At 68.3% G+C, this 21,266-nt stretch carries 22 protein-coding genes; 9 read left to right on the forward strand and 13 right to left on the reverse strand.

The features are described 5' to 3' along the window. Window positions 1–8: 8 nt before the first annotated feature. Window positions 9–1,307: an ABC transporter substrate-binding protein gene (locus V7053_RS06080; protein ID WP_334171377.1), complete on the reverse strand. Its 1,299-nt coding sequence runs from the start codon at window positions 1,305–1,307 to the stop codon at window positions 9–11. 269 nt (window positions 1,308–1,576) lie between these two features. Here V7053_RS06080 and V7053_RS06085 point away from each other — a divergent pair, with 269 nt between their 5' ends. Both V7053_RS06085 and V7053_RS06090 read left to right on the forward strand, forming a co-directional pair. Then, entirely contained in the window at window positions 1,577–2,557 is a 981-nt protein-coding gene (locus tag V7053_RS06085; RefSeq protein WP_334171378.1) for a carbohydrate ABC transporter permease, read from the forward strand. Further along, window positions 2,547–3,527: a carbohydrate ABC transporter permease gene (locus tag V7053_RS06090; RefSeq protein WP_443022561.1), complete on the forward strand. Its 981-nt coding sequence runs from the start codon at window positions 2,547–2,549 to the stop codon at window positions 3,525–3,527. The genes V7053_RS06085 and V7053_RS06090 overlap by 11 nt, the downstream gene beginning before the upstream one ends. A gap of 100 nt (window positions 3,528–3,627) precedes the next feature. On the opposite strand, the gene ccsB is transcribed toward V7053_RS06090, so the two are convergent. Genes ccsB through V7053_RS06115 form a run of 5 tightly spaced genes read right to left on the reverse strand, consistent with a single transcriptional unit; the run spans window position 3,628 to window position 8,488 of the window. Continuing rightward, window positions 3,628–4,713, reverse strand: a complete 1,086-nt coding sequence (ccsB, locus tag V7053_RS06095) for a c-type cytochrome biogenesis protein CcsB (RefSeq protein WP_334171379.1) — start codon at window positions 4,711–4,713, stop codon at window positions 3,628–3,630. Next, window positions 4,713–6,446 (reverse strand): cytochrome c biogenesis protein ResB, encoded by a 1,734-nt coding sequence (resB, locus tag V7053_RS06100; RefSeq protein ID WP_334171380.1) that lies wholly within the window; start codon window positions 6,444–6,446, stop codon window positions 4,713–4,715. The genes ccsB and resB overlap by 1 nt, the downstream gene beginning before the upstream one ends. After that, on the reverse strand, window positions 6,446–7,198 hold the full coding sequence (locus V7053_RS06105; RefSeq protein ID WP_334171381.1) for a cytochrome c biogenesis CcdA family protein: 753 nt from the start codon (window positions 7,196–7,198) through the stop codon (window positions 6,446–6,448). Before V7053_RS06105 ends, resB begins: the two co-directional genes overlap by 1 nt. Window position 7,199: 1 nt before the next feature. Beyond that, the gene (locus tag V7053_RS06110) at window positions 7,200–7,814 is read right to left on the reverse strand and encodes a TlpA family protein disulfide reductase (RefSeq protein WP_334171382.1); all 615 of its coding nucleotides are present in this window, start codon (window positions 7,812–7,814) and stop codon (window positions 7,200–7,202) included. 5 nt (window positions 7,815–7,819) lie between these two features. Next, window positions 7,820–8,488, reverse strand: coding sequence for a histidine phosphatase family protein (locus V7053_RS06115; protein ID WP_334171383.1), 669 nt, complete (start codon window positions 8,486–8,488; stop codon window positions 7,820–7,822). 241 nt (window positions 8,489–8,729) lie between these two features. On the opposite strand from V7053_RS06115, the gene V7053_RS06120 reads away from it, so the two are divergent. The 3 genes from V7053_RS06120 to V7053_RS06130 all read left to right on the forward strand — a co-directional run bounded on the left by V7053_RS06120 (window position 8,730) and on the right by V7053_RS06130 (window position 10,994). Next, window positions 8,730–9,278 (forward strand): YceI family protein, encoded by a 549-nt coding sequence (locus tag V7053_RS06120; RefSeq protein WP_334171384.1) that lies wholly within the window; start codon window positions 8,730–8,732, stop codon window positions 9,276–9,278. Between the two features lie 200 nt (window positions 9,279–9,478). Then, window positions 9,479–10,390 (forward strand): DUF4064 domain-containing protein, encoded by a 912-nt coding sequence (locus V7053_RS06125; RefSeq protein ID WP_334171385.1) that lies wholly within the window; start codon window positions 9,479–9,481, stop codon window positions 10,388–10,390. 10 nt (window positions 10,391–10,400) lie between these two features. Then, on the forward strand, window positions 10,401–10,994 hold the full coding sequence (locus V7053_RS06130) for a hypothetical protein (RefSeq protein WP_334171386.1): 594 nt from the start codon (window positions 10,401–10,403) through the stop codon (window positions 10,992–10,994). Between the two features lie 26 nt (window positions 10,995–11,020). Here V7053_RS06130 and V7053_RS06135 read toward each other — a convergent pair whose 3' ends face one another. Together V7053_RS06135 and V7053_RS06140 are read right to left on the reverse strand one after the other, a co-directional pair. Further along, window positions 11,021–11,749, reverse strand: coding sequence for a redox-sensing transcriptional repressor Rex (locus V7053_RS06135; protein ID WP_443022562.1), 729 nt, complete (start codon window positions 11,747–11,749; stop codon window positions 11,021–11,023). Between the two features lie 87 nt (window positions 11,750–11,836). Then, window positions 11,837–12,100, reverse strand: coding sequence for a glutaredoxin family protein (locus tag V7053_RS06140; RefSeq protein WP_334171387.1), 264 nt, complete (start codon window positions 12,098–12,100; stop codon window positions 11,837–11,839). Window positions 12,101–12,148: 48 nt separating this feature from the next. Here V7053_RS06140 and V7053_RS06145 point away from each other — a divergent pair, with 48 nt between their 5' ends. After that, on the forward strand, window positions 12,149–12,958 hold the full coding sequence (locus tag V7053_RS06145) for an HAD family hydrolase (protein ID WP_334171388.1): 810 nt from the start codon (window positions 12,149–12,151) through the stop codon (window positions 12,956–12,958). 172 nt (window positions 12,959–13,130) lie between these two features. Here V7053_RS06145 and V7053_RS06150 read toward each other — a convergent pair whose 3' ends face one another. The 5 genes from V7053_RS06150 to V7053_RS06170 all read right to left on the reverse strand — a co-directional run bounded on the left by V7053_RS06150 (window position 13,131) and on the right by V7053_RS06170 (window position 17,629). Then, window positions 13,131–14,456 carry an Nramp family divalent metal transporter gene (locus tag V7053_RS06150; RefSeq protein ID WP_334171389.1) on the reverse strand — a complete coding sequence of 442 codons (1,326 nt, stop codon included), beginning with the start codon at window positions 14,454–14,456 and terminating at the stop codon, window positions 13,131–13,133. A 237-nt stretch (window positions 14,457–14,693) separates the two neighbouring features. Further along, window positions 14,694–14,792 carry a 30S ribosomal protein bS22 gene (locus V7053_RS06155; protein ID WP_003792170.1) on the reverse strand — a complete coding sequence of 33 codons (99 nt, stop codon included), beginning with the start codon at window positions 14,790–14,792 and terminating at the stop codon, window positions 14,694–14,696. Between the two features lie 155 nt (window positions 14,793–14,947). Beyond that, entirely contained in the window at window positions 14,948–15,160 is a 213-nt protein-coding gene (locus V7053_RS06160) for a helix-turn-helix domain-containing protein (RefSeq protein ID WP_334171390.1), read from the reverse strand. 135 nt (window positions 15,161–15,295) lie between these two features. Further along, window positions 15,296–16,399 (reverse strand): 3-deoxy-7-phosphoheptulonate synthase, encoded by a 1,104-nt coding sequence (locus V7053_RS06165; protein WP_334171391.1) that lies wholly within the window; start codon window positions 16,397–16,399, stop codon window positions 15,296–15,298. A 213-nt stretch (window positions 16,400–16,612) separates the two neighbouring features. Beyond that, on the reverse strand, window positions 16,613–17,629 hold the full coding sequence (locus V7053_RS06170) for an acetylxylan esterase (protein WP_334171392.1): 1,017 nt from the start codon (window positions 17,627–17,629) through the stop codon (window positions 16,613–16,615). Between the two features lie 109 nt (window positions 17,630–17,738). Between V7053_RS06170 and V7053_RS06175 the strand changes: the two genes are divergently transcribed. From V7053_RS06175 to V7053_RS06185, 3 genes are read left to right on the forward strand one after another with little or no spacing between them, the layout of a single operon-like run. After that, the gene (locus tag V7053_RS06175) at window positions 17,739–18,773 is read left to right on the forward strand and encodes a LacI family DNA-binding transcriptional regulator (protein ID WP_334171393.1); all 1,035 of its coding nucleotides are present in this window, start codon (window positions 17,739–17,741) and stop codon (window positions 18,771–18,773) included. Then, on the forward strand, window positions 18,770–19,864 hold the full coding sequence (locus tag V7053_RS06180; RefSeq protein ID WP_334171394.1) for a dienelactone hydrolase family protein: 1,095 nt from the start codon (window positions 18,770–18,772) through the stop codon (window positions 19,862–19,864). The genes V7053_RS06175 and V7053_RS06180 overlap by 4 nt, the downstream gene beginning before the upstream one ends. A gap of 60 nt (window positions 19,865–19,924) precedes the next feature. After that, on the forward strand, window positions 19,925–21,046 hold the full coding sequence (locus V7053_RS06185; protein ID WP_334171395.1) for a M24 family metallopeptidase: 1,122 nt from the start codon (window positions 19,925–19,927) through the stop codon (window positions 21,044–21,046). Window positions 21,047–21,266: the final 220 nt, after the last annotated feature.

The following is a 21,266-nucleotide window of genomic DNA, read 5'->3' on the forward strand; positions in this document are numbered from 1 at the left end:
ACGGCGAGTTACTTCTGAGCGCTGCTGATCATGTTGTCGGCGTCGCTCTTGAAGCCGGCCGCCGCAGCCTGCGCGCTCGCACGCCCGAAGAGCACATCGGTGACGTGGCGGCCGAGAGCGTCGGCTGCCTTGCTCGATCCGGTCGGCGGAACAGCTGGCGGCTGGCCGAGCTCTGGCTTGATCTCGGTGAGGAAGTCGAGTGCTGCCTTGTCCGTGGGCGTGAGCAGGGGCTTGATGGCGTTCTGGATGGATGGGGATGTCGAGAAGCCCCGCTCGGTCGTGATCACCTTCGCGACGTCGGTGCTGTTCACGAGATAGTCGATGAACGTCGCAGCCTCTGCGGGGTGCTTCGACCGGGACGACGCCGACCAGTACATCGAGGGCTTGTAGAAGAGGCCGTCGTCCTGGGGCTTGCCGTCCTGGCTCGGGACTCGGAGGAGCTTGATGTCGCTGCCCGTGGCCTTCTCGAGCGCACCGAGCTGGTTGGTCCACCAGAAGGACATGCCCGTCTTGTTGGTCGCGGCGAGCGTCTGCTCGACGGCAGCGCCGGTGTCCTCCTGCGCCACGCTCGCGGGCGGGGCGGCCTTCGCGTCCAGGAGCTTCTTCTGGAACGCGATGAAGGACGCGACGCCGTCGACGGTGAAGCCAGTCTTGCCGTCCTGCGTGTAGAGCTGCTCACCTCTCTGGCGCAGCCAGATGCTGAGGCTCTGGTCCGTGATGCCGTAGGACGAGCCGTAATTGCCCGCACCCGCGGCGAGCGCCTGCGCGGTCTTCAGATAGTCGTCCCACGTCCACTTCGTGTCGTCCGGGATCGGAATGCCTGCCTTCTGGAAGACCTTCACGTTCGCGAACACGGCGAGGGCGTTCTGGCCGGTGCTGATGCCGTACAGCTTGCCGTTGTACTGGCCCGCCTTGATGGTGTTCTGGTCGAAGGCCGAGAGGTTGAGCTGGCTCTGCTTCGAGAGGTCGAGGAGAGCACCGCGGCCGCCGTACTCGGCGATGTACGCGAGGTCCATCTGGATGACGTCAGGGGCGTCGTTGGCCGCGGTCTGGGTGGCCAGCTTGTCCCAGTAGCCCGACCAGACCCCGGGCTCCGCTTGGATCTTGATACTGGGGTGCGCCTTCTGGAAGGCGTCGATCACCTGCTGGGTCTGCTTGTTGCGGACGTCGTTGCCCCACCAGGAGAAGCGGAGCGTTACGGAACCGTCGGCGTTCTTCCCGCCGCCGGTTCCACAGCCGGCGAGGACTCCCACTGCAGCGGTTCCGGCAAAGAGCTTGAGCGCTGATCGGCGGGTCAGAGTCGTCATTGTCTCTCCATGGTTCGAGTGCGAAGCGTTGCCTGAGAAATCGGTTTCTGGTTCACTGAGTATGTCCGAGGTCACATCCAGCGTCAAGGCCTAAGGAAAACGCATTCCACCTGATATTGCAAGGGGTCTCCCAACCCTTGACGCCACCGGATCGCCACCCTATCTTTGCGTGAAAGCGCATTCCCAGCCAAGGAGGATCGTCCCGTGTCCAGCGCAAAGCCAGCAGCGTCGCTCCACGCAGGAGCCGCATCTATGAAAGGTTTCATGACATGAGCGCGCTTGCCGAACTCGGCAGTCTGGGAAAGAAGAGGGACGGCCGCAAGGACGCGGGCCTGACCCCGAGGAGCTCGACGCCGAAGGGCTCGCAGCCCAAGGCATCCAAGAAGGACAACAGGGCGGCGCTCGTGTTCCTGGCCCCGTGGATCGTGGGCCTCGTGTGCATCACGGTCGGGCCGATGGTGATGTCGCTCTACCTCTCCTTCACGGACTACAACCTGATCCAGGACCCGAACTTCATCGGGTTCGACAACTTCACCCGCATGATGGGCGACGGCCGGTTCTGGAACTCCCTCGGGGTGACCCTGACCTACGTCGTCGTCGGCGTCCCGCTCCAGCTAGGCCTCGCCCTGGCGGTCGCCATGGCCCTGGACAAGGGCCTGAGGGGCCTGGCGTTCTACCGCTCGATCTTCTACCTGCCCTCCCTCCTGGGATCCTCGGTAGCCGTCGCGATCCTGTGGAAGCAGATGTTCGGCACCTCCGGGCTCGTCAACCAGCTCCTGGCCATGGTCGGGATCCAGGGCCCGGGCTGGATCTCGGACCCGAGCACCGCCCTGGGCAGCATCATCCTGCTGCACGTGTGGACGTTCGGCTCGCCGATGATCATCTTCCTCGCCGGGCTCCGGCAGATCCCCGCGATGTACTACGAGGCCGCAGCCGTCGACGGCGCCGGCCGCGCCACCCGCTTCTTCAGGATCACCCTGCCACTGCTGAGCCCGATCATCTTCTTCAACCTCGTCCTGCAGATCATCGGGGCCTTCCAGTCCTTCACACAGGCCTTCATCGTCTCCGGCGGCACCGGCGGCCCGTCCGACTCGACGATGTTCTTCACGCTCTACCTCTACCAGCGCGGCTTCGGACAGTTCGACATGGGCTACGCCTCGGCGATGGCCTGGGTCCTGCTGGTCATCGTCGGCGCCTTCACCGCCATCAACTTCTACGCATCGAAATTCTGGGTGTTCTATGACGACTGAAGCAGCCCCCCACGCCACCCTCCACCGCGTCACCGCCGACGCCACGGCGCACCAGGAGCCCTCCGCCGGAGCGCCGGGCCCGAGCCGGGCCACCGCACGAGGCCCCCGCCGCCCTCGCGGCTCGGGCTACGCCCCCACCCCGCGCCAGCGGGCCAAGAGCGTCCTGAAGCACGCCATCCTCATCGCCACGGCGGTCGTGATGATCTACCCGCTGCTGTGGATGATCGTCTCCTCGTTCCGGCCCAGCGACGACGTCTTCCGCGCCCCCGGCCTCTGGCTCACCCAGGCCCACCCCGAGAACTACGCCAACGGCTGGAACGCCTTGACCTCCCCGTTCGCGACCTACCTGCTCAACTCCACGATCGTGGTCCTGGGCGCCGTCGTCGGCAACCTCGTCTCCTGCTCCATGGCCGCCTACGCCTTCGCCAGGCTCGACTTCCGGGGCAAGAAATGGATGTTCGCCGCGATGCTCGTCACGATCATGCTCCCCATCCACGTCGTGATCGTGCCGCAGTACATCCTGTTCTCCCAGCTGGGCTGGATCAACACGTTCGCGCCCCTCATCGTGCCCAAGTTCCTGGCCACCGACGCGTTCTTCACCTTCCTCATGGTCCAGTTCATCCGGGGCATCCCCCGCGAGCTCGACGAGGCCGCCCGGATCGACGGCGCCGGCCACCCCCGCATCTTCCTGCGCGTGATCCTGCCCCTCATGACCCCCGCCCTGGCCACCACGACCATCTTCACGTTCATCTGGACCTGGAGCGACTTCTTCAGCCAGCTGATCTACCTCACCTCCCCGGACGTCTTCACCGTCCCCGTCGCCCTGCGCGCCTTCGTCGATGCCCAGTCCAGCACCGACTGGGGCGCCATGTTCGCCATGTCCGTCGTCTCCCTCCTGCCCGTCTTCATCGCCTTCCTCATCGGCCAGAAGTTCCTCGTCAAGGGCATCGCCACCACCGGCATCAAATAGCCGAAACGACGTTGCGCCGTCACCTTCGCAGGGTGGAACCCTGCGAAGGTGACGGCGCAACCGTGTTCGGAGCGAGGGAGCCGAGCCCCCAGTCGACCTCCTAGGAAGTCGGCAGCCCCGCGTACGAGTGGAGGCCCGAGAAGTACATGTTCACGACCGTGAAATTGAAGATCACGCACAGGTACCCGACGATCGAGAGCCATGCGGCCCGCGTGCCGGTCCAGCCGCGCGTCGCGCGCGCGTGCAGATACGCCGCGTACACGACCCAGATCACGAAGCTCCAGACTTCCTTCGTGTCCCAGCCCCAGAAGCGGCCCCACGCCTTCTCCGCCCAGATCGAGCCGAACATGACGGTGAGGGTCCACCCGACGAATGCGATCGTGTTGATGCGGTAGCTGAGCGTCTCGAGCGTGAGCGCGCTCGGCACGAGCCCGAGGAAGCCTCCGCTGTCCGGCGCGCCGCCCGCGATCTTGGCCTCGCGACGGGCCTGGACGAGCTGCAGCACGCCCATCGAGAACGTGAGGGTGAAGAGCGCCGACGAGAGCACGGCGATCGAGACGTGGATGACGAGCCAATAGCTCTGGAGCGCCGGGACGAGGTGACCGACTGGGGTCCAGAACGCGACGGCAGCGGCCACCATCATCACCACCGCGAGCCCCAGCACGAACGTGCCGAGGAAGCGGAGGTCGCGCTTGACGAGCGTCAGGAGGAAGACGGCGACGACGAGGAAAGCACCGGTGGTGCAGAACTCGTACATGTTGCCCCACGGGACGCGGTCCGCCGCAATCCCCCGCGTGACCACGCCGGCACCGTGGATGATCAGACCCAGAATGCTGATCGCAACACCCACGCGCGCCGCGTTGCGGCGGGTCGTGTAGCCCAGGCCCGAATCAGCCACGGTGGCACGGGCACCCCCCGCCGAAGCGACGGACGACGGCGCGACGGGGCTCCCGGCGTCCTTCGCACCTCCCGCCGGGGGCGCCGAAGCCCGTGCGCCGCTGCCGGCCATGGCCGGCACCTTCGCGGCCGCGGCCTTGCTTTCGGCGAGGCGCCCGGCGTCCAGCTGTCCGGTCTTCCCGCTCGTCGCCATGTCCCACGCGAACGCGAGGAAGGCCACGACGTACGTCCCCGCAGCGAGCAGCATGAAGAGCTCACTGTACGAGCCGAGGGTCTGGTTGAGAGGCATCAGGAGTCCTTCTCTGAGGTTGGCTGAGTCCTATTCTGCGCCTGCCCGGCTCCCCCTGGAGCGCTGGACGCCGGATCGGCGAGGTTCCACGTCTTCGCGAGCACGGCGCGGACCGCCTTGCCCTCCCCCGCGAGGCCGTGGTCCTCGCCCCGGGCCAGAAGCCCGTATTCGACCATGGTGCGGCCGTCCGCGTGGTCTCCGAAGCGGAGCCAGAGGCGGCGGCGCGGGATGAAGAGCGAGGCGACGAGGCCCGCAAGGGAGAACAGCGCAAAGCCGAGCGCCCACACCTGGCCTGGATTGTGATGGATGTCGAGGGCCACGTAGCGCTTGAGCCCGTCGAAGCTGATGGTGCCCTGCCCGTTGGGCAGCGTGTAGGACTGCCCGGCGTTGAGCACGATGCCCTTTGTCGGCAGGTTCGGCCCGTTCAGCTGCTTGAGCTTGGACACGTCGAGCGCGTAGACGCTCTGCGGCGCGCCCTTGTCGAGGCCGAGATCCCCGGTGTACGAGTTGAGGTTGAGCTGCGGCGACAAGGGGTCCGGATCGGCGCTGTAGGCCACCCCGTTCGAGTCCTTGACCGCCGTCGGGAGGAAGAACCCGACGAAGCCGAGCTGGGACGGCTTGGCATCCGGAGCCTTGATGACCATCGTCGACGTGTAGACGGTGTCGGTCGGAAGCGACGGGATCGGGCCCTGGTATGCAATCTTGCCGTCACCGCCGCGGACGGTCACGACCGGCGCGTAGCCGTTGCCCACGAGGTAGACGTCGGTGCCGCCGATGCTCAGCGGATCATTGACCTTGAGAATCTGCTGCTTCGCCGCACCGTCCGGCGAGTCCTTCGTCGTGAGGTGGGCCGTGAAGTCGAGCGGCTGGCCGAAGTGCCCGGGCGACTCACGGTCGTAGACGACATCGAACTTGTCGAGCTGGATCGAGTACGGCGCAAGCCAGGAGGACTGGAAGTCGGTTCCGGGATTGAACTGGTCGTAGCCGACGAGAGTGTTCACGAACGTGTCGCCCTCGACGAGCGTCCGCTGCCCGCTGTAGCCGAACAGGCCGCCGATCGCGACCGAGATGAGCACACCCACGAGGCCGCTGTGGAAGCAGAGGTTCCCGAGCTCGCGCAGGTAGCCGCGCTCGGCACCCAGCGAGGCGAGGGCCGCCTTGCCGCCAGGGCCGCCGTCGTCGGACGCCGGGCGCACGTCGACGCGGTAGCCGCGCTTCTTGAGCGCCTCCGCCGCCTGCCGTGCAGCCTCCTCGGCGCCGAGCTGCTGCTCGGACGGGACGATCAGCGTGCCGTAGACGGGCAGGCGGGAGAGCCGGGCCGGCGTCCGCGGCGGCTTCGAGCGCCAGGCCTTCCAGTGGGCGATAGCCCGCGGGATGACGCAGCCGATGAGCGAGATGAACAGCAGCAGGTAGATCGCGGAGAACCAGACGGACGAATAGACGTCGAACATCTGGAGCTTGTCCAGGATCGGCCCGTAGTCCGCATGGTCCTTGAGGTACTGCGTCACGACCGACGGGTTGACGGGACGCTGGGGGAACAGCGACCCGGGCACCGCGGCCACCGCGAGGAGCAGCAGCAGGAAGAGGGCGGTCTTCATGCTCGTCAGCTGGGTCCAGGCCCACCGCAGCATCCCGAGGACGCCGAGCGCCGGCACCGCGACGTCGTCCCGTTTCCTCTGCCGCGCCTTGCGCGGCTCCTTGGGGGTCTTCTCGTTCTCAGTCTTGAGGGTCATCAGATGGGCAGCCTCACGGTTCCGATCCAGATCTGCAGCTGGGAGATCCACTGGCTCCACACTCCGGAGACCATCAGCACGCCGATCAGGATCAGCATGCCGCCGCCGAAGGCCTGCAGTGCCCGGCGGTGGCGTTTGAAGAACTTGAGCGCGCCCATTCCCCGGCGGAATGCGAGCGCGATGAGCAGGAACGGGATGCCGAGCCCGAGGCAGTACACGAAGGTGAGGAGCGCACCCTTGTAGGCGGTCGCCCCATTGGTGAAGGCGAGAAGCTGCACCGCGGCAAGCGTCGGGCCGATGCAGGGCACCCAGCCGAGGCCGAACGTCACCCCGAGGAGCGGCGCCCCCCAGAGGCCCGCGGGCGCCTTGACGTGCACGCGCGCCTCGCGCTGGAAGATCCCGAGTCCTCCCATGAACACGATGCCCATGAGGACGACGACGATCCCCAGCACGCGCGTGAGCCACGACGAGGAGATGGCGAGCCACGCCCCGAGCTGGCCGAACACCGCACCCGTCGCAACGAACACCGCCGTGAATCCGAGGACGAACAGCCCGATCCCGGACACCATGCGCCCGCGCTTCTGCTTCTCGAGGTCCACGCCGGTCAAACCCGTGACGTATCCCAGGTAGCCGGGGACGAGCGGGAGCACGCAGGGCGAGACGAACGAGACGAAGCCGGCCAGGAGCGCCACGGGCACGGCGAGCAGCAGGGAGCCGTTGAGGACGGCATCGCTGAAACTGTTCCCGCCCACGCTACTCGGCCGCCGCCGTCTGGATGAGCGCCTTGAGGGTGCCCTTGTCGAGCTCCCCGAGGATGCGCGCGGAGACCCGGCTCTGCTTGTCGAGGACGAGCGTCGTGGGAACCGCACCCGGCGGCACGACGCCGGAGACCGCGAGGAGCACGCGCCCGTCCTGGTCGTTGAAGCTCGGGTACGGCATGGCGAACGTCTGCTCGAACGCTTCGGCGGTGCCCTTCTCGTCTCGCAGGTTCACGCCATAGAAGATCACGCCTTGGGAGGCGAACTCGTCGTGGAGCTGCTTGAGCGAGGGAGCCTCGACGCGGCAGGGGGCGCAGGCCGCAAACCAGAAGTTGAGCACGGTCACGTGGCCCGCGAAGGTCTTCGAGTCCACGGTCGTGCCGTCGTAGAGGGTGCCCGTGAAGGCGATGGGAGGCTTGCGCTGGCCCTTCGCGTACTCCGTCACCGAGCCGTCGCCGGCCACGTAATTCTTGTTGTCGCCGGCCCGTGCCTGCGCGGCCAGCGGATCGTTCGCCGCGCAGGCCGAGAGCGCGGCCACGGACAGGGCGGCGGCCGGGACGGCGGCGGCGAGCCGGAGGAAGCGGCGACGGGTGGGATCTGGTGCGGTCATCGCCGTCACGCCCCCGGAGTCGTCGCGGCACCCGGGAGGAGGGCGGCGGCGGGTTCGGCGTAGCGGAGCGAGACGACGGCGCCGCTCGAGGCGTCCACCGTCAGGCTCGTGAGGGAGGCCAGCGTGCATTCGCGCATCCGCGGGTCGTGCCAGAGGGGGCGACCTTGGACCTTGAGCCGCGTCACCCAGATGGGGAGCTGGTGGGCAACGAGGATCGCTTCGGCGCCGTCTCCCCCGCGGTCGACGGCGATGCGCGCCGCGTCAGCGACGGCGGCGAGGACGCGGGCGGCCTGCTGCTCGTACGGCTCCCCCCAGGACGGGCGGAACGGGTTGACGAGATAGCGCCAGTGCCGCGGCTTGGCCAGCTCATTGCGCGTCACGCGCAAGCCCTCGAACCGGTTCTCGGCCTCGATGATGCGCGGCTCCGGGGCTATCTCGAGGCCGAGGATGGCTGCGGTGGGAGCCGCCGTCTCCTGTGCACGCGTGAGAGGCGACGCCGCGAGATAGACGAAGCGCGCGCCGTCGTGCGCTCGCTCTGCAAAGTGTTCGGCGACGCACTCCGCCATCTTCCTGCCGCGCTCCGAGAGGTGAAACTCCGGGAGCCGGCCGTACAGCACGCCGGCGGGGTTGTAGACCTCGCCGTGGCGCAACAGATGGACGGTGGAAGAAGGCATGGCATCCAGTTTCTCAAATGGTTGAGGCTGCGGGAAATCGACCGACACTCCGGGCTGCGGACAGCGAAGCGCCCCCGCTCGATCTCATTCTACGAGCAGTAGAACTACTCCCCGTAACCGTGAGTTCCCTGTGAGATCACGCACAGGGGGTAGCAGAAGATGCATTTGCATGTATAGGATGAGTGCATTGGTTGACACTTCAACCACCACGAACGATCACTTCGACTTCCAGGAGACCCCCATGACTGTTCCCTCCGGCATCACCCCCGGCATCTGGACCCTCGACGTCGCCCACAGCGACATCGCCTTCACCGTCCGCCACGCGGGCATCAGCAAGGTCCGCGGCAAGTTCACCGACGCCGCCGCCACCGTGAACGTCGGCCACAGCCTCGCCGAGACGAAGGTCGAGGCCACCGTCAAGACGGCCTCCTTCGATTCCGCGGACGCCAACCGCGACGGGCACGTCAAGGGCCCCGACTTCTTCGACGTCGAGCAGTTCCCCGAAATGACCTTCGTCTCGACCGCCATCGAGCACAACGGGGAGTCGTACGACGTCACCGGCGTCCTCACCATCAAGGGAGTGAGCCAGGAGGTCACGATCGAGACCGAGTTCAACGGCGTTGCCGTCGATCCGTTCGGCGTCACCCGCGCCGGCATCTCCGGCGAGACCACGATCTCGCGCAAGGAGTTCGGCCTCACCTGGAACGCGGTCCTCGAGGCCGGTGGCGTGCTCGTGAGCGACAAGGTCGTGATCTCCCTCGACCTCGCCTTCACCGCCCCCCAGGCGTAACCCCTGACGCCCTAGCGGAGCCCCGCCCGAGCAGCCGCTCAGAGGGCGGGGCTTCGTCGCGTCAGAGCGCGGACGGCGCCGAGAATCCGCGGAGATATCGACCCCGATTATCCGAGCTTTTGCGGGGTGCGTGCCGGTATGGTGGGCATTGCGGGGACGGAACAGCGGCCGCTCCGTATTCGCCGAGCGGAGGACGAGCCATGAGCAACCCCCAGCAGCCCGAGGGCCCGCGGGACGAAGACGCGGGACGCGAGAGCGCGGGACCTGAGGGAACCGGATCCGAAAGCACAGGATCCGGGGTCGCCGGATCCGGTGCTGAGGAGCCCAGGCCGGCGCCTCGCTTCGGGCAGTACGCCCCGGGAGCCCAGACGCCGGAGCCCGGGCACCACGCGCAGCAGCCGCCGCAGTACGGGCAGCCCCAGTATGGCCAACCGCAGTACGGGCAACCCCAGTACGGGCAACCCCAGTACGGCCAACCGCAGTACGGGCAGCCCCAGTACGGCCAACCGCAGTACGGCCAACCCCAGTACGGCCAGAACCCTCAATACAGCCAGAACCCTCAATACAGCCAGGCTCCATACGGCTCCCCCGGGTCGGGCTCGTTCGGCTACGGGACCCCTCCGCCGAGTGCCCAGCAGTCGGGCGTCACCATTGTCTTCTGGCTCATCATCGCAACTGCCATCGTTGAGGTGCTCGTGGGCATACTGGGCCTCGCGGTCACCTCGAGCCAGATCGGCACGCTCCAGAACATGTACTCGCAGGAGGCGACAAGGCCGGCCCTCGCCCCCGATCGGGTCCGTAGCCTCATCCTGACCTTCCTGTGGGTTCTCTTCGCAGGAGCGGTGATCAACGCCGTCGTGCTCGCGGTATCCGCCGTCTTCCTCCGGAGGGGGCGCCGCTGGGCCCGCGTTCTCGCCACCGTGTTCCTCGCGCTCGCGATCCTGAGCTTCTTCGGCGCAGGCCTGTTCTCGCTCATCACCATTGCGCTCGCGATCGCGTCGATCATCCTCCTGTTCCGCCGGCCGGTCTCAGCGTTCCTGGACAATCAGAACCAGTTCAACAACCCGTACTCGGGTCCCCCGCGGTCCTTCGGCAACCCCTACGGGAAGTGAGGCGATCGACATGACCCAGAGTCCCCACACCGGCCCATGGCCCAGCCAGCTCCCGACGGGTTCGTTCCCCGGGATGCCAGCCCCCCGTCGCCTCGATCGTCCCGCGACCGTCAACACCGCATTCTGGTGCCTTGTGGCATCGGCTGTGCTGCCGCTTCTTGCGGTGCCGGTCCAGGCGCAGATCGCCCAGAAGAGCGTGAACATCGCTCTCGCCGAGATGACCATTCGATCGCGCCAGCCGCTGCCGCCGGGCTTGGCCGAGCAGATGCAGGGCTTCATCGAGCCGACTCTGTGGGTGAGCGCCCTCATCGGCGCCGCGATCGGGGTGCTCATCGCCTTGGGGATCCGGTCGGGTCGCAACTGGGTCAGGATCCTGCAGACGGTCTTTGCGTCTCTGAGCGTGCTCGGTGCGCTTCTGGGCATCGTCTACGTGTTCGCCCTCGGACCAGTCATAGTGAACCAGTTCTTCTCGGCGGCGCCGCTCTACCTCCTCAGCGCCACGACCACCACTGCCTACGTGGTGGCCACCGTGCTCGAGTGGCTCCCGGCGTCGAACTTCTACTTCGCCACCGCGGCCGCAGCGCGCCGGGGCTACATCCGCTAGCCGCGCAGCGGGCGCCCTAGGGCGCCCTAGGGCGCCGTGCCTTCGGCGGGCTCGCCGTGCTCGTTCTCGCCCGTCTGGCCGCCTGCCTCACCGCGCTGCGCGTGGTATGCGAGGATCTGCAGCTCAGTCGCCATGTCCACCTTGCGCAGAGTGACGCCGCGCGGCACCTGGAGGATGGTGGGTGCGAAGCTGAGAATGCTTCGGACACCCGCAGAGACCACTCGGTCGCAGGCGGCCTGGGCGGCAGACCCGGGGAGCGCCAGCACGGCCATGTTCGCCCGTGTGCGGCGGAAGATGGCCTCGAGGTTCGCAGCGTCCGTCACCCGGAGCCAACCGACCTCGTTGCCGATCAGTTCGGGGTCGCTGTCGAGCAGGGCGACGACCTCGAAGCCGCGCGTCTCGAAGCCTCCGTAACGGGCGAGAGCGCGGCCGAGGTTGCCGGCCCCGACAATGGCTACGCGCCAGTCCCGGGTCAGGCCGAGCGCGGCCGAGAGATGCTGCAAGAGGTTCTCCACCTCGTAGCCCACTCCCCGCGTGCCATAGGACCCGAGCTGGGAGAGGTCCTTGCGCAGCGTCGCCGAACTCACTCCCGAGGCCTCGGCCAAGGCGTCGGAGGAGACCCGTTCGATCCCCTCGGCGACGAAGCCGTTGAGTGCGCGGACGTAGACGGTCAGACGCGAGACGACGGCGCTCGGCAGGCGCTTGGCGGGCGGCTCACCGGAGACGCCCTCAGGCGACTGCGCGTGAGACGTCACTGCACCCATTCCTTCCATGACCGTTCGTAGGCCCGATTCACTCTAGGACTGCGCTCGGCGGCAGCCAAACCCGCCCCACCCAAAGCCTTAGCGCTCGAACGCGCGCGAAGCGGCGGCCAAGGTACGGCGGAGCCTTGCCTCGTCGATCTTCCAGAAGTCCCGCTGCACCCCGTCCACGAGCACCACCGGGACCTCCTCAGCGAAGCGCGCGGCGAGCTCGGCGTCGTCGTCAATGAGCCGCTCGCTCCACGGGGCGCCGACGTCCGCGGCGACCCTGCCCACGACCTCGCGCGCTGCCTCGCACAGGTGGCATTCGCGACGGGTGACGAGAACGATCTCGGGGATGTGCATTCCTCCACCGTAGCGCGGCAGCCCTCAGGACTTGACTACACTCGGACCATGCCCGCCCAGAAGTTCGCGTATGCCTCGGCGCGCCCGGCCCCGCAGGCCCGGCCCACGGAGGCGGCGTTCTTCGACGTCGACAACACCCTCATGCGCGGCGCGAGCCTCTTCCACGTGGGCCGCAAGATGTACGAGCGCAAGGTGTTCACGCTTCGCGATGCGGCCGGATTCGCTTGGAAGCAGTTCGCATTCCTCCTGCGCGGCGAGACCCTCGAAGACGTCCACTCGATCCAGAGCTCCGCCCTCGCGCTGGCTGCAGGGATCCGGTCCGAGGACGTCGCAACGGTCGGGTACGAGGTCTACGACGAGATGATCGAATCCCGCATCTGGCCGGGCACGAAGGCGTTGGCGGAACAGCACCTGCGTGTCGGACGGCGGGTATGGCTTGTGACGGCGACGCCGATCGAGATCGCGTCGGTCATCTCCGAACGGCTCGAGCTCACCGGCGCGCTCGGTACGGTCGCGGAGATCGAGAACGGCGCATACACGGGCCGGATCGTGGGCCACATCCTTCACGGCAAAGCCAAAGCCGAGGCCGTGGCCGAACTCGCGGAGCAGGAGAGCCTGGACCTCAAGCGCTGCTGGGCCTACTCGGACTCGCACAACGACATTCCGCTGCTCAGCCTCGTGGGGCACCCGGTCGCGATCAATCCCGACGCGCGCCTGCGGCACCATGCGAACGCCCACAACTGGCCGATCTATGACTTCCGATCGGGCCGGCGGGCCGCGACCCTCGGCCTCAAGCTCGCCACCGTGGGCGGCGCCGTGTACGGACTCTGGCGCAGCTACACCCGCTTCCGCCGCTGACGCCCGCTGACGCCCCGTTTCGGGAGCGGATGTTCCGCCCAGCACCCGTCTCGGGTACAGATATCCCCCAGCCTTGCCGTTTCGGGAGCGGATGTTCCGCCCAGCACCCGTCTCGGGTACGAGGAAGGGAGAGTTGGCGTACCCGAAACGAAGGAGGCGACCGAGGTTGTCTCTAACCCCCGCTGAACTGTGCCCAGATGGCGACGACGCCAGCGGCCGCCATGATGGCGGCCGTCGTCCAGCCGGCCGCAGTGGACAGGAGCCCGTTGGCGCGCTTGCCCATGATCTCGCGGTCCCCCGCGATGAGGAGGACGACGACGAGGAACGGCGCCGCCGCGATGGCGTTCAGCATGGCCGAGAGGACCAGCAGGGCGATCGCGTCGGTGAACATCGCCGATAGCGCCGTGCCGACGATGAGCCCGACGATCAGCAGCCCATAGAACAGGGGCGCCTTGCGCGGGCTCCGGTCGAAACCCCAGGCCTTGCCGGTGAGGCCGCTGATGCCGATGCAGGCTGCCGACGCGAGGACCGGGACGCCGAGCAGTCCCGTGCCGATGAACCCGAGCGCGAACACGGCCCCGGCCAACGGTCCGGCGAGCGGCTTGAGCGCCTTCGCCGCGTCTGCGGCGGAGCTGATGTCGGTCGGGTGGCGGCCGATGGTCGCCCCCGTGGCGACGATGATGGCGAACATCACCAGAGTGGAGACCGCCATGCCGGTCACGACGTCGATGCGCTGCTGGCGCCGGCGGCGGATCGCCTTGTAGTCCGGGATCTGGGTGTCGGCTGCCGGCTCGTCCCCGTTCTCGGGGCGTGCCCGCATCTCCTCGATGCGCTGCCCGCTCTCCCAGAAGAACAGGTACGGGGAGATCGAGGTGCCGAACACGGCAGCGACCAGCCCCCAGAACTGCACCCCGGGCTGCAGCCGCTGGAGCGTGAGGCCGGCGAGGACCTCTCCCCACTGGACGCCCGCGAGGAACATCACGAGGACATACGCGAACAGGGCCAGGCAGAGCCAGACGAAGACCTTGGAGACGAGCCTGTAGGACCCGGTCATCAGCAGCACCGCCAGTGCCAGCCCTGCGATCGGGGCCCAGACCCGCGAGGGCCCGGCACCGAGGAGCTCCATGCCCTTCCCGATGGCCATGAGATCCGCGCCGACGTTGACGATGTTGGCGACCAGCAGGCACAGCAGCAGCAGCCCCACCACGAGGGTCCCGGCCCGGCGGAAGCGGCGTCGGGCGAGCCGTCCCAGGGTCTGACCTGTCGTGGTGGCCGTCCGATCGCACATTTCCTGTACGGCGATCATCATCGGCAGCGCCAAGGGTGCCGTCCACGCCATCGCAAACCCATACTGGGCGCCAGCCTGCGCGTAGGTCGCGACGCCCGAGGGATCGTCGTCGGCCGAGCCGGTCACAAGGCCGGGGCCGAGGGCTTTGAGCCAGCCGCGCCATCCGAGGCGCGCCGGAATCCTCCTGGCCCGCTCGCGCGTGGTTGCCATGACTGCCTCCCTCCCGACCCCTATTCAGGGCCCCATCCGAACAGTTGCGGAAGCGCAACAGCCGTACGGTGGGTGGCTACCCGCGATCCCCGGCCCGGAAACCGCAGCGCCCAAGGCCGTCCCGCCCCCGCGACCGGGAGGGCGTTGGCGTACCCGAGACAAAGAAAAACCCGCCCCCAGAGGGGACGGGTCTCATTCCGCCGCCCTCAGCAGGAGCGGCCGGTTACTTGGGGCGCCTTACTTCTTGTTGCGGCGCTGGTGACGGGTCTTGCGAAGCAGCTTGCGGTGCTTCTTCTTGGCCATGCGCTTGCGGCGCTTCTTGATAACTGAGCCCACAGAAGTTCCTTACAGTAACTTGGTGCACCGGGCCGCTGGCCGGGCGCCGTGGGGGCCGCTTGCAACCAACTGCTGGTGACGTGACGTCAAACGTTCCTGAACAGAATACAGCACCGAATCGGCGCCCTTGACAGACGGCACCTCGTCAGCCCGCGTCAAGCGGTCTCGGTGCTCCCCTCGACCGTGGACCTCCGGACGAACTCCTCGACCGCAGCCTCCGGCACCCTGTAGGAGCGCCCGAATCGCACGGCGGGCATCTCCCCGGAGTGGACGAGGCGGTAGACGGTCATCTTGGAGACGCGCATGACCGCTGCGACCTCCGCGACCGTGAGGAAGCGGGTGTTCGCGAACTCCCCCGAACCAGCCATCTTCAGTTCCTTGCTCGCCGTCGACGCAATCCCCATGAGGCCCGCTCGACGGCGTGACTGTCGGTGCCCTCACTGTGCTCTGCTAGCTACTCTAGATGCTGGAGGGACTCTTGTGAAAGTAGATATTTTGCGAGGTCAGACGCCGGTCCTTCGCGAACGCGCGGCTCCTGCGAGCGCGGCGAGCACCTGCTCGGTCACCTCCCAGTCCATGCAGGCGTCCGTGACGGACTGCCCGTAGACCAACCGGTCGAGCGCCCGGGGATCCGAAGACTGCGCCCCGCCCACGAGGAAGCTCTCCAGCATGACCCCGGCAATGGCCTCCGAGGAAGGTCCGGCCGCGGAGAGCTGGGCGCCGATCTCGAGTGCGACCTCGGCCTGACGATGATGGTTCTTCCCGCTGTTCGCGTGGCTCGCGTCGACGATGAGGCGGGGATTCAGGCCCTTCGCGGCCATAGTCGCGGAGGCCGCGGTAACGGACTCGGCGTCGTAGTTCGGGCCGCTCGCTCCGCCCCGCAGCACGAGGTGGGTGTCCGAGTTCCCGGACGCCGAGACGAGCGCGGCCCGACCGTCGTCGTCGATCCCCAGGAAAGTCTGGGCTGCCGCGGCCGCCCCGCAGGCATCAATCGCGACTTGGAGGCCCCCGTCTGTGCCGTTCTTGAAGCCGACAGGCATCGAGAGACCCGAGACGAGTTGGCGGTGGATCTGGCTCTCGGCGGTACGTGCCCCGACAGCTCCCCAGGCGATGGCATCGGCCGTGTACTGGGGCGAGATCGGTTCGAGGAACTCGGTCGCTGTCGGAAGGCCGAGGCCCAAGACGCCGAGCAAGACCTGCCTGGCCGCCCGGAGGCCGGCCGCGATGTCGTGCGTGCCGTCGAGGTGCGGGTCGTTGATGAGCCCCTTCCAGCCGACCGTGGTCCGCGGCTTCTCGAAGTACGTGCGCATGACGACGAGCAGGTCCTCCCGGTGCCCATGGGCGACGGCGGCGAGGCGGCGCGCGTAGTCGAGGCCGGCCTCCGGGTCGTGGATCGAGCAGGGCCCGACGATGACGAGCAGTCGGTCGTCGACGCCGTCGAGCACCGCCCGGACCTCGTCGCGCCCGCGGGCCACGGTCGCCGCGGCCTCGGCTGGGAGCGGCAGTTCGGCAAGGAGATCGCGGGGGGTGGGAAGCGCGGTGAACTCCGCAACGCGGGTGTTGCGCAGCGAAGAGTCGAGCGGGGTTTGCGGGGCCAGCGGATTCATGGGGTTCCTGTCTCTCTCCGACAGACCCCGAGCGTTCAGAGCCTGCCTGGAACGGCGAAGGGCAGGGACCGGAGTCCCTGCCCTGTCGGCTCTGAAGGTTGGTATGCGTGGATCTACGCTTGGCCCTCCAGAGCCAACGCAAAATACGCATACCAACGCTTGATCATGCGGTCACCTTACGAGGCCACCCGGTGGTCGCGCAATTATGACGCGTCACCCGAAGAGCTTCCGCAGCCACGCGAGCTGCCGGACCACGTGGTGCTCACCCCCTCCCTCGTGGTTGTTGAAGGCGTACTCCTCGATCGACTTCTCGACCGGACCGCCGTCCGCAGCCTCGCCGTATCGGTTGTGCGTCGCGTAGACGGTCGACGGCGGGCAGGTGGTGTCGCGGAGGGCCACCGAGAAGTACGCCGGGACCCGGGCGAAGCGTCCCAGGTTCACCACGTCGAAGTACGGCAGGGTCGCGAATGCCGCGTCGACGTGGTCCCGGTGCCGCTTGAGGTAGTTCTCGAGCTCGGGATAGGGGCCGGTCGTCGCAATATCGAGCGCACGCGGATAGTCGGCCAGGAAGTTGACATCCGGCAGGCAGGCGACGACTCCGTCGATCCTTCCCGCCGCGAGCCCTGCAGCCGCGACCGCGAGGCCGCCGCCCTGCGAGACGCCCTGGACGGCGACGCGGGACGGGTCGACGTCGGGGTGCGCCTGAACCGCCTCGATGGCCCGGATGGCATCGGTGAAGAGCCGGCGGAAGTAGTACGTGTGCGGATCGAGGATGCCGCGCGTCATGAGGCCCGGATAGGTGGTTTCGCCCGCGCTCGGATGGGGGTCGGGCGTCTCGCCGACCAGGCCGCCGTATCCCTGCCCGCGCGAGTCCATGATCAGCATGGCGTATCCAGCTTGGGCCCACAGGGTGTTCTGGTGCGCGAGGCCGCGCCCGCCGGAGTAGCCAAGGTAGTGGACGACGGCGGGAAGCGGCTCCCGCTGCTGACCGGGCTGCAGCGCGGGGAGGTGGAGCCACGCCTTGATCGGGTCGCCGCCGTAGCCTGCAAACGTCACGTCGAACGTCTCGACGAGCGGGAGGTAGGTCTCGACCCGCTCGAAGCGAACGGCCAAGGGATGTTCGCGCGCTTGGGCGATGGTCGCGTCCCAGAAGGCGTCGAGGTCATCCGGGAGTGGGCTGCTCCCCCGGTAGGAACGGAGCTCCGTGAGCGGCAGGTCGATAGCAGGCATGATACGGATTCTAGGCCGAGAAATCGGTTTCTTCTAGGCCTGACTCCGTGGGCAACCGGTTGCTACACTCGTCCCACCGGGCGCTGTGGCCGCCCTCGAGGAGGACTCCATGGCACGGATGAGCACCCGCCCACCCCAGCGGGTGACGATCGCCCACGTCGCGCAGGAGGCCGGCGTCTCCCGCGCGACCGTCTCACGCGTGATGAACGGCCTCGCGACGGTCGACCCTGAGATCGGCCAGCGCGTCCGCGAGGCCGCCGCGAAGCTCAACTACTCGCCGAGCACCGTGGCCCGCAGTCTCGCCATCGGGCGCACGCAGACCGTTGCCATCGTGGTTCCGGACCTCGCCAACCCGATGTTCCAGGAGACGCTCCGCGGCCTGAGCCGGGCTGCGGCTCGCGAAGGATACCGCGTGCTCGTCGCCGATTCGATCGAGAACCCGGACGAGGAGGTGATCCTGGCGAGGGAGGCCCGGAGGCGCTGCGACGCCCTCGTCCTCGTCTCCCCGCGCATGGATCCCGGCGTGCTCGGCGAGCTCCTGCCCGAGCTTTCGCCGGTGGTGCTCGTGAACCGCGAGAGCCCGGTTCCCGGGGTGCCGAGTCTCGCCGTCGACTATGGCGCGGGCATCCGCAGCATCCTCGGCGAGCTCGTGCGGCTCGGCCACCACCGGATCGCCTATCTCGCGGGACCGGACGGATCGTACGGAAACCGCGCCCGGATGGCGGCGCTCCAGCCCCCGTTCCCGTGGAATGAGCAGCCCGAGATCCTCTACATTCCGTGCGGCGCCATGTTCGAGGACGGCTACCAGGCGCGCGAAACCGTTCTCCGCTCGGGCGCTACCGCCGCAGTGTGCTTCAACGACCTGGTCGCGCTCGGCTTGCTCGGCGCCCTCCACGAGGCTGGAGTGTCCGTGCCGGAGCGCCTCTCCGTCACGGGCTTCGACGACATCCCCTTCGCTCGCTTCGCCTCCCCGGCCCTCACCACGGCATCGGTGCCCCAGACGCAGCTGGGCGAACAGGCATGGACGCGGCTCTGGGATCTCCTCAACGGTCGCGATCCCGAGCACGACCTCACCGTCACACCCCGTCTCGAGATCCGAGCGAGTTCCGGGCCTGCGCCGGGCGGCACGCCCGCCGTCCCATGACAGCACCCTCGGCGGCAGACGAAACCGCGCCCTGGGCGGGCTGGGCCACGGACCTCGCGACCGCCGTCGTTCGCCGTGCCCCCGTCTTCGAAGAGCGGCTCGACACGCCTGCCGCGGTGATCCGTGACGAGCTCGCTGCCGCCCTGGGCACCATGCCAGCCCGCGCCTCGGCCGAGGTGACCGTCGACGGATCCTGGACGCGCGACGGGCTGGCCGGCATGGAGCTCAGCTGGGACTGCGGGTATGGCCCACGGACGCGGGCGTGGCTCCTGCGGCCCGCTGGCGAGGACGGAACCCTCCCTGGCGTGCTCGCCCTGTTCGAGCACGGAGGGGTCAAACTCGCTGGGCGGGAGAAGCTCGCGGACGGACCGCGGGCCCCCGAAGGCGAGCTCGGAGCGGTGGTGCGGGCCTCGCGTCGGGCCTCTTATGGTGGCCGGGCCTGGGCCGAGGACCTCGCTCGTCGCGGGGCGGCCGTACTCGTCCATGATGCCTTCGGCTTCGGGTCGCGCCGGATCCCCGAGGATGGGGGGCCTGGCCGCCTCGCCGAGTCGGAGGTCGCCAAAGCGGCCGGGCTGCTGGGCGCCTCGTGGGCAGGACTGCTCGCCGGCGAGGATCGCCTGGCGCTCTCGGTGCTCCGCTCGCTTCCCGCGGTCGACGGCGCGCGCCTCGCCGCCGTGGGCATGTCCGGCGGTGGAGCTCGGGCAGGGGTACTGCGCGCGCTTGAGCCTCATCTGGCAGCAACCGTCGTCGTGACCATGATGAGCACGCTCGGCGCGATGTTCCCTGCCCACCTCGCGCGCCACGCGTGGACGTGGCTGAGCCCTGGACTCGGAGCCGCGGGAGACTGGCCGTCGGTGGTCGGCTCGTGGACCGAGCGCCCGCTCCTCGTCCAGTACGGGTTGGGCGATCCGCTGTTCCCCCGTTCAGGCATGGAGGCCGCCGACGCTCAGCTCCGGCGGCGGTTTGCCGCCCATGGCCACGAGGGGAACTACGCCGCCATGCTGCTTCCCTCGGGGCACGTCTTTACTCGTCAGATGCAGACTGCGGCCTGGGACTGGCTCGGAGAGATCTTGGGATTCGGGCCCCGTTGACCGGGAAAGCGCATACCAATAGAGTAGTGAGAAATCGGTTTCTCACTCTGGGAGCAGCGCGTGACCTCCGAGCTCGAGTTCTCCACCATCCCCACCCAGACGGGTCCGTGTGACGGCTCCGCCGAGCACCGGGCCAAGCGCCGCCGCATTCTGACGCTTCTGGACGAGGCCGGCCTCGACAGCGTCGCTCTGACTTCCCAGGCCGCCCTCGCGTGGTACCTCGAGGGAGCCCGCACGCACGTGAGCCTCGCCGCGCCACCGATCGTCGCCGTCGTCGTCTCCCGCGACAGGGATCGGGTGCATGTGACGTCCAACGAGTCCCACCGGCTCGCGGGTGAGGAACTCCCGGGTTGGGCCGAGGTTGTCGAGCATCCATGGCACGGGAATGTGGGGGCCGCAGCGGAGGCCGAGGCCCTGTCGTCGGGCGGCGCGCGCGAAGCCGACCTGGAAGCCGGGCTGAGAAGCGTCCGCCAGGAGCTGCTTCCCGCCGAGGTCGCACGCTTTCGGGAACTCGGTTCCGACGTGGCAGCCCTGCTGACGCGGACGCTCGAAACCGCTTCCCCGCACCAGTCCGAGCGCTCGCTCGCCGCACGGCTGTCGGGAGGGATCGTCGAGCTGGGCGCCGAACCCGTCGTCGTCCTGGTGGGAGGCGAGTCCCGCCGCCTCGAGCGGCACCCTCTGCCGACGGGAGCTCGGCTCGGCCGTCGGGCCATGGTCGTCGTGTGCGCCCGGCGCCGCGGCCTCATCCTCAACGCGACAAGGTGGATCCGGTTCGGGCCCCGCTCCGAGGAGGAGCGAGACGCCGACCTTCGGATTCTCCGGGTCGAGGCGGCCTTCCTCGAGGCGTCGCGGCCGGGCGGATCGCTCGCGTCGGCGTTCGCGGCCGGCACGCGGGCCTACGCCTTCAACGGCTTCGCCGAGACCGAGTGGGAGCGGCATCATCAGGGCGGCATTGCGGGCTACGCAGGCCGGGATCCCCGCGCGGCGCCTGGGGTCGACGTAGCGCTCGGCAGCGATGTCGCCTTCGCGTGGAACCCCACCGCCATCGGGTGCAAGGTCGAGGACACCATCCTCCGAACGGCGACCGGCCTCGACGTGCTCTCCGCCGACCCCACGTGGCCGAGCGTCTCATCCGACATCGGCGGCATCCTGGTCCCGCGACCCGACGTGCTCGAGCTCTAGTCGCCCGCGGCAACTTCCGCGCCGGCCTCCCCAACTTCCGCTCCGGCCTCCCCAACTTCACCGCCGCCCTCCCCAACTTCCGCTCCGGCCTCCCCAACTCCACCGACCTAGTCCTCGACTTCGAAGCCGCCGACGGCGGAGATCGCGCGAAATTTCAGGTGACCTCGGGACTGTGGCTTAAACGGTGTTTGGGTTCGGCCTGATTGAAAGGATCAGGCCG

This window comes from Sinomonas sp. (assembly GCF_036848755.1).
Lineage (GTDB): Bacteria > Actinomycetota > Actinomycetes > Actinomycetales > Micrococcaceae > Sinomonas.